Source organism: Lactobacillus selangorensis (assembly GCF_001437205.1).
GTDB classification, from domain to species: Bacteria; Bacillota; Bacilli; order Lactobacillales; family Lactobacillaceae; genus Paralactobacillus; species Paralactobacillus selangorensis.
Map to the genome: position 1 here is coordinate 356,363 of NZ_JQAZ01000001.1, position 16,272 is coordinate 372,634.

General features: G+C 46.6%; 15 protein-coding genes. 4 read left to right on the forward strand and 11 right to left on the reverse strand.

What is annotated here, in order from left to right; translation table 11 throughout:
* Positions 1-59: 59 nt before the first annotated feature.
* The 6 genes from IV40_RS01785 to IV40_RS01810 all read right to left on the reverse strand — a co-directional run bounded on the left by IV40_RS01785 (position 60) and on the right by IV40_RS01810 (position 7,088).
* Positions 60-458: a lipopolysaccharide assembly protein LapA domain-containing protein gene (locus IV40_RS01785; protein ID WP_057768650.1), complete on the reverse strand. Its 399-nt coding sequence runs from the start codon at positions 456-458 to the stop codon at positions 60-62.
* A gap of 14 nt (positions 459-472) precedes the next feature.
* The gene (locus IV40_RS01790; RefSeq protein WP_057768816.1) at positions 473-1,282 is read right to left on the reverse strand and encodes an SDR family NAD(P)-dependent oxidoreductase; all 810 of its coding nucleotides are present in this window, start codon (positions 1,280-1,282) and stop codon (positions 473-475) included.
* A 5-nt stretch (positions 1,283-1,287) separates the two neighbouring features.
* Entirely contained in the window at positions 1,288-2,229 is a 942-nt protein-coding gene (rnz, locus tag IV40_RS01795) for a ribonuclease Z (RefSeq protein WP_057768651.1), read from the reverse strand.
* Between the two features lie 149 nt (positions 2,230-2,378).
* On the reverse strand, positions 2,379-4,268 hold the full coding sequence (locus IV40_RS01800) for an acyltransferase family protein (RefSeq protein ID WP_057768652.1): 1,890 nt from the start codon (positions 4,266-4,268) through the stop codon (positions 2,379-2,381).
* Between the two features lie 224 nt (positions 4,269-4,492).
* A complete protein-coding gene (obgE, locus tag IV40_RS01805) occupies positions 4,493-5,785 on the reverse strand; it encodes a GTPase ObgE (protein WP_057768653.1) in 1,293 nt (430 codons plus the stop codon).
* 211 nt (positions 5,786-5,996) lie between these two features.
* On the reverse strand, positions 5,997-7,088 hold the full coding sequence (locus IV40_RS01810) for a DUF871 domain-containing protein (protein WP_057768654.1): 1,092 nt from the start codon (positions 7,086-7,088) through the stop codon (positions 5,997-5,999).
* 258 nt (positions 7,089-7,346) lie between these two features.
* On the opposite strand from IV40_RS01810, the gene IV40_RS01815 reads away from it, so the two are divergent.
* Genes IV40_RS01815 through IV40_RS01825 form a run of 3 tightly spaced genes read left to right on the forward strand, consistent with a single transcriptional unit; the run spans position 7,347 to position 10,995 of the window.
* A complete protein-coding gene (locus tag IV40_RS01815) occupies positions 7,347-8,105 on the forward strand; it encodes a DeoR/GlpR family DNA-binding transcription regulator (protein ID WP_057768817.1) in 759 nt (252 codons plus the stop codon).
* Positions 8,102-9,016, forward strand: a complete 915-nt coding sequence (pfkB, locus tag IV40_RS01820) for a 1-phosphofructokinase (RefSeq protein WP_057768655.1) — start codon at positions 8,102-8,104, stop codon at positions 9,014-9,016. Before IV40_RS01815 ends, pfkB begins: the two co-directional genes overlap by 4 nt.
* 11 nt (positions 9,017-9,027) lie before the next feature.
* Complete coding sequence (locus IV40_RS01825; protein WP_057768656.1) at positions 9,028-10,995, forward strand: PTS fructose transporter subunit IIABC; 1,968 nt, start codon at positions 9,028-9,030, stop codon at positions 10,993-10,995.
* A gap of 49 nt (positions 10,996-11,044) precedes the next feature.
* On the opposite strand, the gene IV40_RS01830 is transcribed toward IV40_RS01825, so the two are convergent.
* The gene (locus tag IV40_RS01830; RefSeq protein ID WP_057768657.1) at positions 11,045-11,362 is read right to left on the reverse strand and encodes a hypothetical protein; all 318 of its coding nucleotides are present in this window, start codon (positions 11,360-11,362) and stop codon (positions 11,045-11,047) included.
* Positions 11,363-11,609: 247 nt separating this feature from the next.
* Positions 11,610-13,403, reverse strand: coding sequence for an excinuclease ABC subunit UvrC (gene uvrC / locus IV40_RS01835; protein ID WP_057768658.1), 1,794 nt, complete (start codon positions 13,401-13,403; stop codon positions 11,610-11,612).
* 199 nt (positions 13,404-13,602) lie between these two features.
* Between uvrC and IV40_RS10855 the strand changes: the two genes are divergently transcribed.
* Complete coding sequence (locus IV40_RS10855; protein ID WP_164478925.1) at positions 13,603-13,749, forward strand: SPJ_0845 family protein; 147 nt, start codon at positions 13,603-13,605, stop codon at positions 13,747-13,749.
* Between the two features lie 32 nt (positions 13,750-13,781).
* Here IV40_RS10855 and IV40_RS01840 read toward each other — a convergent pair whose 3' ends face one another.
* The 3 genes from IV40_RS01840 to clpX all read right to left on the reverse strand — a co-directional run bounded on the left by IV40_RS01840 (position 13,782) and on the right by clpX (position 16,072).
* On the reverse strand, positions 13,782-14,081 hold the full coding sequence (locus IV40_RS01840) for a nucleoside triphosphate pyrophosphohydrolase family protein (RefSeq protein WP_057768659.1): 300 nt from the start codon (positions 14,079-14,081) through the stop codon (positions 13,782-13,784).
* Between the two features lie 14 nt (positions 14,082-14,095).
* The gene (gene yihA, locus IV40_RS01845) at positions 14,096-14,689 is read right to left on the reverse strand and encodes a ribosome biogenesis GTP-binding protein YihA/YsxC (protein WP_057768660.1); all 594 of its coding nucleotides are present in this window, start codon (positions 14,687-14,689) and stop codon (positions 14,096-14,098) included.
* 135 nt (positions 14,690-14,824) lie between these two features.
* Entirely contained in the window at positions 14,825-16,072 is a 1,248-nt protein-coding gene (gene clpX, locus IV40_RS01850; RefSeq protein WP_057768661.1) for an ATP-dependent Clp protease ATP-binding subunit ClpX, read from the reverse strand.
* Positions 16,073-16,272 lie beyond the last annotated feature (200 nt).

Below are 16,272 nucleotides of genomic sequence, written 5' to 3' on the forward strand. Positions count from 1 at the left end.
CTATCTGCTTAGTATAATAGCACGAACATATGTTTGTGTCAACGATTTTATAAATATTTTTATGATAAATTGTTCGGCCCGTCATCCGGTACATCAGCCTGGGCAATCTGTGCCTTCAAACCCTTGATTTCCTGATTCTTGCGTGCAATCTGATCTTTGTACTGCTTCGTTTGTTTCTGAACCTGTTCCTGTAATTGCTTCTGCTGATCGCCCTGCGCTTCTTTAAGCTGCTGCTGCAGTTTTTTCTGTTCTTTGCGATGCGCAACACTTGTCGAAGTGGAGACGAGTGCCGTAATGATTGCGCCAATCAGTAATGAACCAATAATAATAATGATCAGCGGCCATTTGACCTCTGCAAAACCAAAATTGATTTTAACCGGCGCCACATTCAGCACCGCAAAAACAACGATGATCAGCGTTAAGAGTAATCCTAATACTAGTTTGCCCTGATTTTTCATTCATCGGCTCCTCCTTACTTGCGATTGAATAACCCACCGGCCAGCCAATCACCGAGATGGGGGAATAATTGATAAAAACGGGCTGCGACTTCCATAACCGCCGGCATGTTAATATCCCGCTTTTCATGGCCAATGCTGTCCACGATCCGTTTCGCAACTCGATCCGGATCCAAAACGATCCAATCGACCTGCTTTAAATAATCACCGCCAGCATCCGCAGTCGTGAAGAAATTCGTTTTGACCGGTCCCAAATAGACAGCGGTCACTTGCACACCGGCTGGCCGCAGTTCTAAACGCAATCCGTCTGAATACCCCCGCACGGCAAACTTCGTGGCCGAATAAACTGCCGATTTCGGTGTGGCCATTTTGCCGGCCATTGATGAAATGTTGATGATCTGACCACGTTCATTCGTCACCATTTGAGTGCCCAACTTCTGGGACAAGTACATTAACCCCAGCACATTGACTTTGAACATCTGTGCAACCGTCTTCGGCGCAACATCAAAAGCATTCTCAAAGACACCGAAGCCGGCAGCATTGACCAACACATCTACTTGGTCGACCTGGGCATTGATCTGCGCAACCGCTCGATCGATGTCATCCGGATCAGACACATCCAGTGGAATTGCATAAGCCGGTTGATGGGACAAGGCCATGCATTCCTGCCGGACTGTTTCCAAAGCATCCAAATGCCGGGCTAAAACAATAACGATCATGCCGCGACTAGCAGCCTCATAGGCGACGGATTTGCCGATTCCTGAGGAACCGCCCGTAACGACGATTACTTTGCCTTGTAATTGCTGTAACTGTGCCAAATTTTTCATCATGACTATGCATCCTTTCCGGAACGTAATGGAATCGTATACGTATCGAAATCATTCATCACTCGTGTATGCGGAAAAATCTGCCGCGCTTCCCGTTCCAGTTGCTGCGACATTTTGCCGACATAACGAGCTGAAATATGGGTCAGCAGTAATTCACCGACATGCGCCTTTTTAGCAATATCGGCGGCCTCCGTACTAGTGGAATGATAGTATTGATGCGCCAATTTCTTTTCTTCATCGCCAAAAGTACTTTCATGGACGAGCACATCCGCATTCTGAGCGAGCTTCAACCCGTTTTTATTTTTACGCGTATCGCCTAAGATCGTCACAATCCGTCCTTTTTGCGCCGGTCCGACATAATCCTTGCCATGAATCAATCGTCCATCCGGCAAAGTCACATCCTGGCCGGCTTTGAGCTGTCCATAAATGGGCCCAGACGGCACCCCGTCGGCACGAAGTTTATCGACCAGCAGTTCGCCGGCATGGTCTTTTTCGATGATTCGATACCCGAAACTCGGGATACGATGGTCGAGTTTTGCCACTTCGACTTTGAACGTATTATCTTCAAACAACTTGCCGGGATTTTTTAAAATCACATAATGGATCGGATACGTCAAATGGCTGTCCGACACCCGTAAACTGGTGCGGACATACGTGTCGACTCCCTGCGGTCCATAAATCGTCAGCGGTGTATTGCCGCCTTGAAACGACCGGCTGGATAATAGTCCCGGCAGGCCGTACAAATGGTCGCCATGCAGATGCGTAATAAAAATCTTGGTGATTTTACGTGGTTTGATCGTCGTTCTGAGGATCTGTTGCTGGGTTCCTTCACCGGCATCAAACAGCCAAATCTCGTTGCGTTCATTTAATAATTTCAATGCAATGCTGGTCACATTGCGGTTTTTAGCGGGCACACCCGCCCCCGTTCCTAGAAATTCTAATTCCATGATTTATCTTCCATTCTATTTAGGCTCTTCATTTTATTGTAGGCAATTTTTAGGGTCTTGACAATCTTTTCACCACGAAAAAAAGCGAAAAGAAAAGCGGCACGCCGCAAAATTACTTTTGTTTCGTGTCACTTTTCAGGACGTTCTGTTTATTTTTTTAACATTTCGGCGGCAATGTAGGCGGCATAGTGTTTGGCACCAGCCGGCGTCGGATGAACCTGATCACTATAGAACCAATCCTGATGTGCATTGGAATAATCATACCAATCGATTACATGCAGATTGCCGTATTTGCGGTCCGCCTGCCGCAATGTGTTATTGACCGGATCCTGCCACTGACGGGTTGGGACGCGGACATTGATCCAATAAACCTGCCGGCTTGGACCAATAAGATGCATCAGCTTATCGAGCTGCTCCATATTAAAAGCGCCATTTGTTCCCATTCCGATTAGAACGGTCTGAGCCAGCACGCCTTGGTTGGCATACGATTGAATAATTCCAGTCGCATCTTCGAGGTGCCGGCTGACAGCTGCGTCGACCAGCATTTGCGGAAAAATCTTTTGCAGTGCATCGGAACCATCCAGCATAACCGAATCGCCAACCGCCGTCACTTGCATCGTTTGGGCCTGTTGCAGCTGCTGCTGGGTCAAACCGTCTTGCTCAAGCTTTTTATCGACTTTCGCCGGTTTCTGACTTGAAGAAGCCGACGAATTCTTAGCCGCCTTTTTCTGTTCCTTGGCCTTTTTAAGCAGTGCTTCTTTCTTGGCATCGTTGCGTTTCGAGTTGGCCTTGATATTTTGCGCCAACGCCGAATTATTGGCTGCACTGGCCTTTTTGGTCGGTGACGTGACAATCCCAATCATCCCGACGACACAAATCAGCCCCATTGCTGTCACATACAGACGGTGCCAGCTATTGCCATGCAGCAAATGCTGCTTCACCTGCTGATAATCGAAATGTGCAAGCGGCTGTTCGATAAAGCGGAACGAAAATTCGCTGATTGCACAAATGATCAGCACTTCGATTACTGGATATAAAACGGGATGATCAGCAACATTTGGAAACGCATCTTCAAAAAAAATCATGACCGGAAACTGATAAATGTAGATGCCATAGCTCCGTGAACTGACCCATTTGAAGAAACGGTTTGACCAGACCCGATTCCAATCGGCACCAGGGTGAACGACGATGGCCACCATCAGGGCTACCAGCACGCTAAACAGGAACATTCCGCCCCGATAGACGAGCGTGCCCTGTGCATTCAAATTCATGAACAAGATGATCAAACCGATCAGCGTCAGCATTCCGATTCCATCCAAAGTGAAACGGTTGCTGGCCTTGATATTCGGATTCAAATCCGCACTCGGCCAGATAAAGGCCAACGCCGCACCAATCAATAACGAAAAGGCACGTGTGTCGGTCCCATAATAAATCCGGCTGGGATCGGCGCCTGGCTGGAATAAGTAAGCCATCCAGCCGGCTGATAGGAGTGCAAGGAGAACGGTGACACGAAAGGCATGCCGTTTGCCATTCCGCTTAAACAGCATCATCATGACCATCACAAGCAACGGCCAAATCAGGTAAAACTGGCCATCAATCGAAAGCGTCCATAAATGGGTAAAGGGCGATTCATTATTGGCAAAACGTTCAAAGTAAGACTGTCCATGTCCAATCTGCCACCAGTTATACAGATATACCATGTTGGACACAACGATCTGATACAGATTATGTAGAAGATTGCGCTGAAAAAGAGTGATATAGGCACTCGTTGCTAACAGCATTGCCACAAGGGCTGGGTAGAGACGCTTAATCCGCCGCAAAGTAAACTGCTTCATGTCAATGCGCCCATATTGTTCATGCTCCAAGAGCAGATGATCGGTAATCAAATACCCGGATAACACCATAAAGATCGGCACCCCTAGATAGCCGCCCTTAAAAGTTTCCGGCATCAAATGGTATAAGATGACACCGATCACACCAACGGTCCGCAATCCGTCAAACCCAGAGATATAGCGCGCCCGTTTTAATCGCTTACTCATTAAAAAAATCCTCCCTGCCCTTTTGAGGCCTAAAAATTCACAAGTGTCTACATTATACCAAATCCTTTCTTAAACTTTTAGTAAAGATTGTTATTTTTTGAAAATAACATTGTCGGCATCAAAAAAGCCCTCACATGATGATGTGAGGGCTTTTTTGATGGCAAAGTTCCTTAAGCGTGGAACAAAAATTTATTTTATTATCACTCTTTTGTTATCTTTGCTAACTATTCCACAAATTCAAACGTAAAGTCATCGATTGAAACCAAGTCGCCGTTTTCGGCACCGGCTTTACGCAGGGCATCATCGATTCCCATTTTCCGTAATTGACGGGCAAAACGCATGATGCCGTCTTCGTGATCAAGGTTGCTCATCTTAAAGAGCCGTTCGACCTTTTCACCTTCAATTACAAAGTGATGGGCTTCTTCTTCGGTTACCGTAAAGTCTTGCTGGTCAGCGTACTTGTACTGCTTCTCAGTCACGACTTTTTCCGGTTCATCGCCCATTGGGAACTTCGGTGTTGTTTCCAGCAGGTCCGATGTTGCCTGCATCAACTTAGTGACGCCTTGATGGGCCACACTCGAAATGGCATAAACCGACTTATCGATTCCGTTTTCCTTTAATTGCTTCTTAAAGGTCGTTAACCGTTCAGCAGCCCCTGGCATATCCATCTTCGTCGCCACGATAATCTGCGGCCGTTCCAACAGTTTCGGATCGTAATTCTCCAATTCATGATTGATCTGCTGATAATCCGTCAGCGGATCCCGGCCGCTTTCCGGATCCATCTCGACTAAGTGCAAGATGACCCGTGTTCGTTCAACATGCCGCAAAAACTGGATTCCAAGACCGACTCCTTTTGAGGCCCCTTCAATCAGTCCCGGCAAATCAGCCATGGCAAAATCACGGCCATCATCCAGCCGGACCATTCCGAGATTCGGCGTCAGCGTCGTAAAATGATACTCGGCAATTTTCGGCTTGGCACTCGTTGCGACCGATAATAGGGTCGATTTCCCAACGGATGGAAACCCAACCAGCCCCACATCGGCCAGTACCCGCAGTTCAAGCTGGATAAACCGGTCTTGACCCGGTTCACCATTTTCAGCAATTTCTGGGGCCCGCACCCGTGAAGTGGCAAAATGCTGGTTGCCGCGACCACCACGGCCGCCTTGTGAAACAACTAATGTGTCGCCTTGTTTGGTTAAATCGCCTAAAAATTCATTTGTATCCGCATCATGGACCGTTGTGCCCGGCGGAACACCGATTACAGTGTCCTCAGCACTCTTTCCGGCCATGCGTTTTCCTTGGCCATTACCACCATTGGCTGCTTTAAAATGCCGATGGTAACGAAAATCCATCAATGTGTTTAAGCCTTCGTCGACTTTTAAAATGATGCTTCCGCCACGGCCGCCGTCTCCTCCGACGGGACCGCCCATCGCAACAAATTTTTCCCGCCGGAATGAAACGGCACCATCGCCGCCTTTTCCAGCTTTTACTTCGACTGTCACTTGATCGACAAACATCCTGTGGCCTCCCTTCTTATCTAAAACGTCCTTCCTATTCTACTGAATTGTACCCTAAAAGTAAACACATGTTCGTTGGGACGCCTAAAAAGAAGAGGCCATGACATCAGTCAGGCCTCGTTGCCTATTTAAATGTGTTCCAAACGGCTGTCTTTCCAGTAAACGCCTTTTGAAGTGCCATGGTCAAACAACTTTTGCAACAACCTTTTTTCTATTTACTTGGAATCAGTTTAAAGTGACTCCATGGTTTGAGATAAGTCAATAAGAATTGTTCATCGGCACTGATCTTACCGACCACATTCACCCGGCCGTCGTTCTTCATCGGCAGCAAAGCAATTTCAGTTTCACCTTTGTACTGACCATAACCAACATTATCAATCAAGACATCGCCCCGCACCATGTCGACACAGTGATGGGCTGGGAACGGCCATTGACTGTATTTGACCCGTGTTTGCGTTGAACGCAGCAGATAAGCCGAACGATCGCCACGATACGACTGGAGATTGTCGAACAGGACCGTCTTTTCCTGGTCGGTAATCTCATCGGCCACATCGACCTTTAGACTCGGATAATCGGCATTAAAAGCTTCTGCCACAGCAGCCAATTCTGCTTCAGAGGCATACGCATTCCCAATCAGCAGATCATCAATCAGGTCGGCCATCACATAGTGCTTGACCTGCGTGGCAATCTCAAGGTCACGGTGTTCTTCCAGTGTCGGCAGCCCGTCTTGTGTTGGCCATGGACCGAATGTTGCCGCATGGGAATTGATGAAAGCGGCGGTGTTGAGATTATATTTGCGGTACTTGTTCGTACACCCGACAAAGAAGTCATAGTCCAAGCCCGAATAACGATGCGGATAAAAATTGTGCGATCCCATCAAATTTTCCCGTTTGGGCGAATAGCTCATAATGTTGTCAATGTAACTGGTGCCCGAACTCATGTTAACTTCAATCTTCAGCCCGTACTCATTGCGAGTCATCAAAGCTTCTTCCTGACCAGTAAAGCCTTCATCTAACCGCACCCCCCATGCGCCCAGATCGTGGAAGAACTTCAGATCATTATAAGAAATCCCCAGCTGTTTGAATAAACTCGGGTTCATGTCAACCATGACTTCCATGCCTAATTCATTCGCATGGGTAATCACCTTTTTAAAGTTGCCTAAAACGGTCGCTTGATCGCCATTGATTTCTAGTAACGACGTAAAAACGCGTTTGAATCCATATTTGTGGGCCAGATCTAGATAGGCAGCATCCTTATCGTAGGTCGAGCGTTCCGGATAAACCGATACACCTAATTTTCCCATTTCTCTTGTGCCTCCATTTTGTATTCGTTTACATACGCAAGTATAACAGATGTGGCACAAGTTTGAAAGGTACTTACAAGTTGTAGGAAATGGTATAGGCCGGCAAAACGTGTGAATGCGTCCTTCTTGACCGTTAAAAAATTTTTTGGGCTAAAAACGGCTCAAAATGACGGTTTCTAAAATTATTTGAACGTTTTTGAAAGATTTGTGTTGCTTTTGAATGAATTAACCGTTAAAATGAATCTCGAGGTGAAGAAAGTGCTTACAGAAGAACGACAACATTTTATTCTCGGCCAGCTGAAACAGCATGAAGTCGTCAAGCTCCAAGATTTGATCAGCGACACGCATGCATCTGAATCGACAGTGCGGCGTGACCTGCAGATCTTGGAAGATGCCGGCCTGCTGGTCCGAATCCATGGCGGCGCCAAACGTGTTAACAGCCTGCATGACGAACAAGACCAGGCCGAAAAAGCTGTCATAAACGTTCATGACAAGGAACGGGTCGCTCAGGCAGCGTTAAAAACGCTCTGTCGCGACGATGTCATCTATTTAGACGCCGGGACCACGACTCAAGCTTTGATTCCGTTGATCCGGCCCGAACTGAATCTGACGGTTGTTACCAATGGGGTCGACAATGCATCACTGCTCGCTGATTATCACGTCCATACCTTATTATTAGGTGGCACATTGAAACCAGCCACGAAAGCGATCATCGGTTCTTCTGTTACCACACGCTTATCACAATTGCGTTTTAACAAGGCTTATCTCGGTACAAACGGCATCCATCCCCATTACGGGCTGACAACGCCGGACCCTGATGAAGCTGATATCAAACGAATGGCGATCCAGCAGGCCGAACAAACCTACATCCTGACCGATCCATCGAAGTTCAACCAGATTTCCTTTGCAAAATTCGGCGAACTCAATGATGCAACGATCTTAACCACAAAATTACCCAAGAATCTCCACCATCAGTATCACACCCTGACAAACCTAGAGGAGGTTGCTCAAATATGATTTATACCGTTACTGCAAACCCATCGATCGATTATGTAATCGGTCTCGACCAGCTCAACATTGGGCTCGTCAACCGGATGACTTCCGATGTCAAGCTGCCCGGTGGCAAAGGCATCAATGTTTCACGCATTTTAAAACAGCTCGATACACCGTCAACGGCTTTAGGCTTTGTCGGTGGTTTTACTGGTGAATTCATTCAAGCGGCTTTGGAACAAGATGAATTGCCGACTAATTTGACACCGATCAAAGAAGATACTCGAATCAACGTTAAACTGAAGGCCGCAGAAGAAACCGAAATTAACGGTCAGGGACCGCATATTTCAGCCGCCGAAGCGGAACAATTCCGCCAAAACTTAGATGAATTGCAAGCGGATGATACGGTTGTCATGTCCGGCAGTTTGCCACAGGGTTTGCCAGAAACATTTTATAAAGATTTGATTCCACTCATTCAAAAGCATCATGCCCAATTTGTCATCGACACGACGGGTCAAGCTTTATTGGACACACTGCCTGACCATCCGTTACTCGTCAAACCGAATAACCATGAATTAGCTGCCCTTTTCAACGTTGAATTGAACAGCAAAGCCGATATTGTGACCTATGGCCGCAAATTACTCGACATGGGTGCTCAGCATGTGCTGGTCTCCATGGCTGGTGATGGTGCGATGATGATTACCAAGGATAAAGCTTACTTTGGGACAGCTGCTCCTGGTGAAGTCAAAAACTCAGTTGGCGCTGGGGATTCGATGATTGCCGGTTTCGTTGGGACCTTTGCCAAAACACACGACCCATTGAAGAGTTTCCATATGGGCTGTGCCTGCGGAAGTGCCACAACATTCTCAGAAGACCTGGCCACGCGTGCTAAGATCGATGCCGTTTATCAAACGATTACTGTGACAGAATTTAATTAGGAGGCGCACCAATGAACATTCAAGACTTACTGCTTGAAGACGTCATGATCATGGATCTTAAGGCCACGACCGAAGACGCCGCAATCGATGAAATGGTCGATCGCTACTACGAAAAAGGCGTCATCAACGACAAGAAATTGTACAAAGATGATATCGTCAAACGCGAACAAGAATCCACGACCGGAATCGGTGATGGAATCGCCATGCCCCATGCGCAGGATAAAGCCGTGCAGCGGACGACCGTTTTGTTTGCCAAGAGCAATAAAGGGGTCGATTTCAACGCTTTAGACAAACAACCGGTTTATCTGTTCTTCATGTTTGCCGCTCCGGAAGGGGCTAATAACGCCCATTTGGAAGCCTTAGCTGCCCTCTCCTCTCTGCTGATCAATCCGGATTTGGTGGCCGCATTAAAGACGGCTAAGACACCTGCCGAAGTCAAACAATTATTCGGCGATGCTGAAGCAGCCAAGGAAAAGAAAGATGCTGACGATGCTAAAAAGCAGGCCGCCGCTGCTCAAAAGACCGACAGTGCGGATAAGCCGTTTATCGTGGCTGTTTCTGCCTGCCCAAACGGAATCGCACATACTTATATGGCCGAAGCCGCTTTGCAAAAAGCTGCCGAAGCTGCTGATGTCGATATCAAGGTTGAAACAAATGGTTCCGAAGGGGTCAAGCATAAGCTGACTGCCGACGATATCAAACGAGCCCGTGGTGTCATCGTCACTGCCGATAAAAAAGTGGCCATGGACCGTTTTGATGGCAAACATTTATTGAACCGACCAGTGATCGACGGAATCAATAAACCAGATGAGTTGATCAAGGAAACGCTGGACGATGAAGGACCGATTTATCACGCTAAAGGCGGTGCACCCACTGAAGAAGCGGATGCTGGTCAAAAGAAATCCGCTTGGAGCAACATTTATGCCGAATTGATGAACGGGATTTCCAACATGCTGCCTTTCGTTGTGGGTGGCGGGATCCTCATGGCGATCTCATTCATGGTCGAACAATGGCTCGGCAAAACATCTGGCACTTTCTTATTCCTGAACCAGCTTGGAAATTGGGCCTTCAGTTTTCTGATTCCTGTCTTAGCCGCTTATATTGCGGAGGCGATTGGTGATCGTCCTGCCCTGATGCCTGGGTTCGTCGGCGGGTTCATGGCCAATACAGCTGCCGCCAGTTTTGTGAAGACAACTTCAGTCGCCGGCTTCTTAGGCGGGTTAGCCGCTGGGTTTATCGCCGGTTACGTTACTGTTTGGCTGAAACATGTCTTTCGGAATCTGCCGCATACGCTTGAAGGTCTGAAACCGATGATTTTCTACCCGATTCTCGGTTTACTGCTGACTGGACTCGCCATGTACTTCGTCATCGATCCAGTCTTCGCCGTCGTTAACAGTGCTTTGACACACTTCCTGAACACCATGGGGACTGGGAATGAAGTTCTCTTAGGCGCCATTCTCGGTGGCATGATGTCCGTTGATATGGGCGGTCCCTTCAACAAATCTGCTTATGCCTTTGCAATCGGCGTTTATACTGCCACTGGGAGCGGTAAGTTAATGGCCGCCGTCATGGTCGGTGGGATGATTCCACCACTGGCAACTGCGATTGCAACAACATTTTGGAAAGACAAGTTTACACCGGATGAACAAAAAGCTGGTATTTCTAATTACATTTTAGGGGCCTCCTTCATTACCGAAGGGGCCATCCCGTTCGCCGCTTCTGATCCGCTTCATGTCATTACCTCATGTGTGATCGGTTCCGTCATTGGCGGTGGCCTGTCACAATTCTGGCATGTCAGTGTTCCTGCTCCGCACGGTGGGATTTGGGTCACACTGTTAGCTCAACATCCGATTTACTACCTGTTATCTGTTATCATCGGTGCCGTCATTGCCGGTGTGATCTTAGGCGTTTGGAAACCGAAGAAAGACGTTTCTAAAGCTGCTGCCGATCAAACCGCTGCCGATTCCGATGCTGCTTAATGAATGAATCAAAAAGCCTGATTTCGAATGGATCGAAATCAGGCTTTTTTTAATGTTGTTGTGCCGCCGTCTGGATAAAATCACGATTCAGTCGTTCCAGCTGATATTTGAACAGCCGCTGCGTTTTCGGGTCAAAGTTTTGAATCAAACGGGCAAAATGCGTTTCATCCCGCACAAATTTTTTCACCGCTTGTGCATATTTTTCTCTTCCTGGTTGGGCGGCTACGACCGTCATCTGGGCAATCAGCTCGTAACGGCTCTGCATTTGCCGGTGCGGCCATGCGGCTAAAATCCGATTTAAATCATTCAGATCTAAATCGGATAAGTCTTCGATGCCATTCGCATCGATATCATTTTTCTTGCTCATGTGTGTTTCCTCCGTTCGCTAAACTGAAACTATTTTTGCCATAACTCATTCAAATTCACCAAAAGACGTTTTTTGCCCTTTCCGCAATAATCATCTCCTTGAAATGCTCATTATAAAAGCTTCTCAAATGTTTGACCAATGTGGACAACCGTCTGACTTGAGGTGATCCGAAACGGCAGAAACACCCTAAAGCAGCCTTCAAAGCCTAAAAAAAGACGCTGGCAAAAAATTGTCAGCGTCTTTCTGATTATTTAACCCCTTGCAGGGTCAGTTTAATCGTTTGAGCGACTGTCTTCGAAATGCCTAAAGACTCAATGTCTTCGACAGATGCCTCTTTAATGTGTTTCAAAGATTTATAGTGTTTCAATAACTTAGTCCGTGTCTTCGGACCAACGCCTTTAATGGTATCGAGCCGTGAACTAAGCGAATTCTTGCTGCGCAGCTGCCGGTGGAAAGTAATCGCAAAACGATGGACCTCATCCTGAATCCGCTGCAGCAGATAAAAGCCCTGACTCTTCGGATCGAGATTGATGATATCATCGTGCGGCCCGAACAGCAGATTAGCCGTCTTATGTTTATCGTTTTTGACCATCCCAGCGACCGGAATGTGGAGGTCGAGCTCGTTTTCAAGCACATCCTTGGCAGCATTCATTTCGATCACGCCCCCATCCATCAAGATCAGATCCGGCAGCGGCTTATTTTCCTTCAATAAGCGTGAATAACGGCGTCGAATGACCTCCCGGGTGTTGGCATCTTCATCAGCACTGATGCCGCCCTCAGCGGCCGCCAGCTTGTATTTACGGTAATGCTTCTTGGCCGGCTGCCCATCGATAAAACAGACCATTGCCGAAACGGGATTGGTTCCCTGAATGTGCGAATGGTCAAAAGCTTCGATGACATGGCCGTCTTTGGGCAAACCGAGTGCCTGCATAATTTCTTCTTGGGCACCGACTGTCTGGCGATTGTCTAATTCCAATAAGCGGAACTTGTCTTCCAATTTGATTCGGGCATTCTTCGTTGCTAAATCAAGCAGCGCTTTTTTCTCACCACGCTGCGGAACCCGCACCGGCAAATCAAGCGCATTGCCTAATTCTTTGGCATCGACTTCGGCCGGCACTAAAATTTCTTTCGGTGGAATATGATTTTCATTCTGATAAAATTGACCGATAAAGGTTTCCAATTCTTCCGCCGGTGTATTGACACACGGGAACATTGCCTTTTCCCGTTTCATCAGTCGTGACTGGCGGACAAAGAAGATTTGAATCGAAATCCAGCCTTTATCCATGTAATAAGCAAACAGGTCCCGAGGCGTATTATCCTTCGTAATAATTTTCTGCTTCTCAACCGTCGCTTCGATGTAATGCAGCTGATCCCGAATTTCGGCGGCCCGTTCGAACTGCAGATTGTCAGCGGCCTTCTTCATCTTAGCCGTTAATTCCCGTTTAACGTTGCCGACATTGCCGTTCAAGAAGCTCTTGATTCGTTTAATTTGAGCGTCATATTCCGTCTGCGATACTTCTTTGAAACAGGCCCCTAAACACTGGCCCATATGATAGTACAGGCAGGGACGGCCCTGATAGCCATTGCAGCGCCGCAATGGATACACCTTCTGCAGAAAATGCAGCGTTTCTTGGGCCCCATACACATTCGGATACGGTCCAAAATAATAGCCGCCATCTTTTTTGATCTCACTCGTAATCACCAATCGAGGGTCCCGTTCATTGGTGATTTTAATGTACGGATACCCAGTCCCCTTTTTCAGCTTGATGTTGTAATAAGGCTGATGCTTCTTAATCAAGGTGATTTCAAGCAGGAAAGCTTCCTTATCCGTTGACGTGACGATAATGTCGAGATCCTTAGCATCTTCGACCAAACGGGCCGTTTTCCCTTCATGACTGCTCTTCATATAGGAACGGACCCGGTTCTTGAGGTTTTTGGCCTTGCCGACGTAGATAATTTTGCCGTTTTTATCTTTCCATTCATAACAACCAGGCAGGTCGGGAAGCAAGGTTAATTTATGTTCGATTAAGTCTGATGCCACAAGCACCCGCTCCTTTCTCAGGTTTACTTTGACTGCAAAAAAGAACACCTCTTATCCCCGTGAGATAACAGATGCCAGTCGCAATAAATAACGTTTTTTATCTATTTCTATTGTACTTTTTTTAGCACCGTTTGCAAGGATTGCCTGACAAATTGCTTCTTTTTTGTTAGAATAATTGCAAAAGAAAGGACTGACGAAATTGGGTTTAAAAGTCAACAATGAAAATAAAGAAACCTTAACCGGTTTATTCGATAAATTTGCCAGCCTGCCGGATGACGTCAAAGACGATCTGAAGAAGACTGATCCTAAAAAGCATAAAAACAATCCAGACAAAAAGCAACAATAAAAAAGTCGGCCTGAAAAGGTCGGCTTCTTTATTTACTGTTTATTTTCATGCGCATCTGGATAACGATCTTCCAGTTTTTTGATATTTTGTGCGGCCACTTCATCAAACGGAATATCAGCCCATTCAGCGATTTGCGAAAGATACCATAAGACATCGCCCATTTTCTTGGTAAGTTCATCCGGATCAAGATCGGCACCGTGAAATGTATATTTTTTGATCAAGTCGATCACTTCGCCGCTCTCGCTGGCTAATCCCAAGGCACAGTTAGTCAGCACCTGCTCGTTGCCATATAGCGTCCGATTCGCTAATTTCTGATAGTCATTGAATTCCATTCTTTCCCGCCCCTTTAATTGGTTAATTGTGTGTGTGCATCAATCCAATTCCAAACAGCTTCCTGTCCGAAATTCTTTGGTGCTGAGAAAAAGACAAAATCGTCTTTCTGATTGAACTGCAGCTTCTTTTTAATGCTGCTTTCCTGCTTGTTCCACTTACTGCGTGGGATCTTATCCATCTTGGTCGCAACGACTAATGTCGGTAAATGATAATACTGAACGTATTGATACATTGAAACGTCATCATCCGTTGGTTCATGGCGTCCGTCAACGAGGATGACGACCCCTTTGAGTGTTTTCCGCGTCGTCAGGTACTCTTCGATCATTTCCCCAAATTTAGCCCGATCGGCCTTTGAAACACGGGCATAACCATAACCAGGGACATCGACAAGGTACATTTCATCGTTAATCTGATAAAAATTGAGTGTCTGGGTCTTCCCAGGTGTACTCGACGTCCGAGCATATCGATTCCGATTGATCAGCCGGTTGATCAATGAAGATTTACCCACATTCGAACGTCCGGCTAAGGCGATTTCGGGATAACCATCGCTTGGATACTGTTTGGCGCTGACTGCGCTCATCACTAATTTCACTTGCTGGACTTTCATATTCCGCCATCCTTTTCTTGCTGTCTGCTTCTCAGTGTAGCATAAAATGAAATTTAATTGGCCTATCAAAAAAGCAGAAACACGGGACAAGCCCGATGTTCCTGCTTTATACTGCCCAAAAATTTTTAATTTAACTTATGATGCTTTTTTGTCGGTCAAAACCAATTCTGGTTCGGCCTTGCCGTCAACCGCCGCTTTGGTAACGATCGCTTTGGCCACATCATTGCGGCTCGGTAACGTAAACATCGTATTCATCATGACTTCTTCGATAATAGAACGAAGTCCACGTGCCCCTGTGTTCCGTGCAATGGCTTCATGAGCGATTTCATGGAGGGCATCGTCCGTAAACTCAAGATCGATATTATCGAGCGACAGCAGCTTCTTATACTGCTTGACGAGCGCATTCTTTGGTTCCGTCAAGATGCGGACCAAATCATCTTCATTGAGTTTTTCCAATGCAGCTGTGATTGGAATCCGGCCGATGAATTCAGGAATAATCCCGAATTGCATCAAATCGGCTGGGATGATCTGCTGCATCAAGCTCTTGCTTTCATCAAGCTTCTTGCTGGAATTACCGCCGAAACCGATTGTCTTTTCGCCTAAACGGTTCTTGACGATCGTTTCAATGCCGTCAAAAGCCCCACCAACGATGAACAGGATGTTCGTCGTATCAATCTGGATGAATTCCTGCTGAGGATGTTTGCGTCCGCCTTGCGGTGGCACATTGGCAATCGTCCCTTCCAACATCTTGAGAAGTGCCTGCTGGACCCCTTCGCCAGATACATCACGGGTGATCGATACGTTTTCGCTCTTCTTCGCAATCTTATCGATTTCATCGATATAGATAATCCCTTTTTCAGCCCGTTCAACGTTGTAATCGGCATTCTGCAACAATTTGAGCAGGATGTTTTCAACATCTTCACCAACATAACCAGCTTCGGTCAATGTAGTGGCATCAGCGATTGCAAACGGCACATTGAGGATCTTCGCTAGCGTCTGAGCTAAATAAGTTTTCCCAGAGCCAGTCGGTCCGATCAAAGCAATATTAGACTTTTGCAGTTCAGTGTCGCCTTCTTCGGCAACGGACATCTGATTGACACGCTTATAATGGTTATAGACGGCAACCGAGAGTGCCTTCTTAGCTTCAGTCTGCCCAATGACATACTGGTCAAGCTGTTCTAAGATTTCCTTTGGCTTCGGCACTTCAAGGAGATCCTTGTAAGCATCGTCTTTAAATTCTTCATCAATGATTTCTTTACATAAATCGATACATTCGTTGCAGATGTATACACCTGGTCCGGCAACGATTTTTTTGACCTGATCTTGTGATTTCCCACAGAATGAGCAGTTCACAGGGCCACCAGTTTCCGTACTATCAAACATTGAAATTCAACCCCTTTATGAATGATTCATTCATTTATTTATTTTTGCGCTTAATTGCTAATGTTTTTATCATACCAGATTTAAACCGGCAATGCACGACGGGCTTTTGACTATCATCACCCGTACCTTCAATATACCATACCTGCCGTTAAAGATAAAATAACAAGGGCCCGAAAACAAACAGATGTTTGTTTCGAACC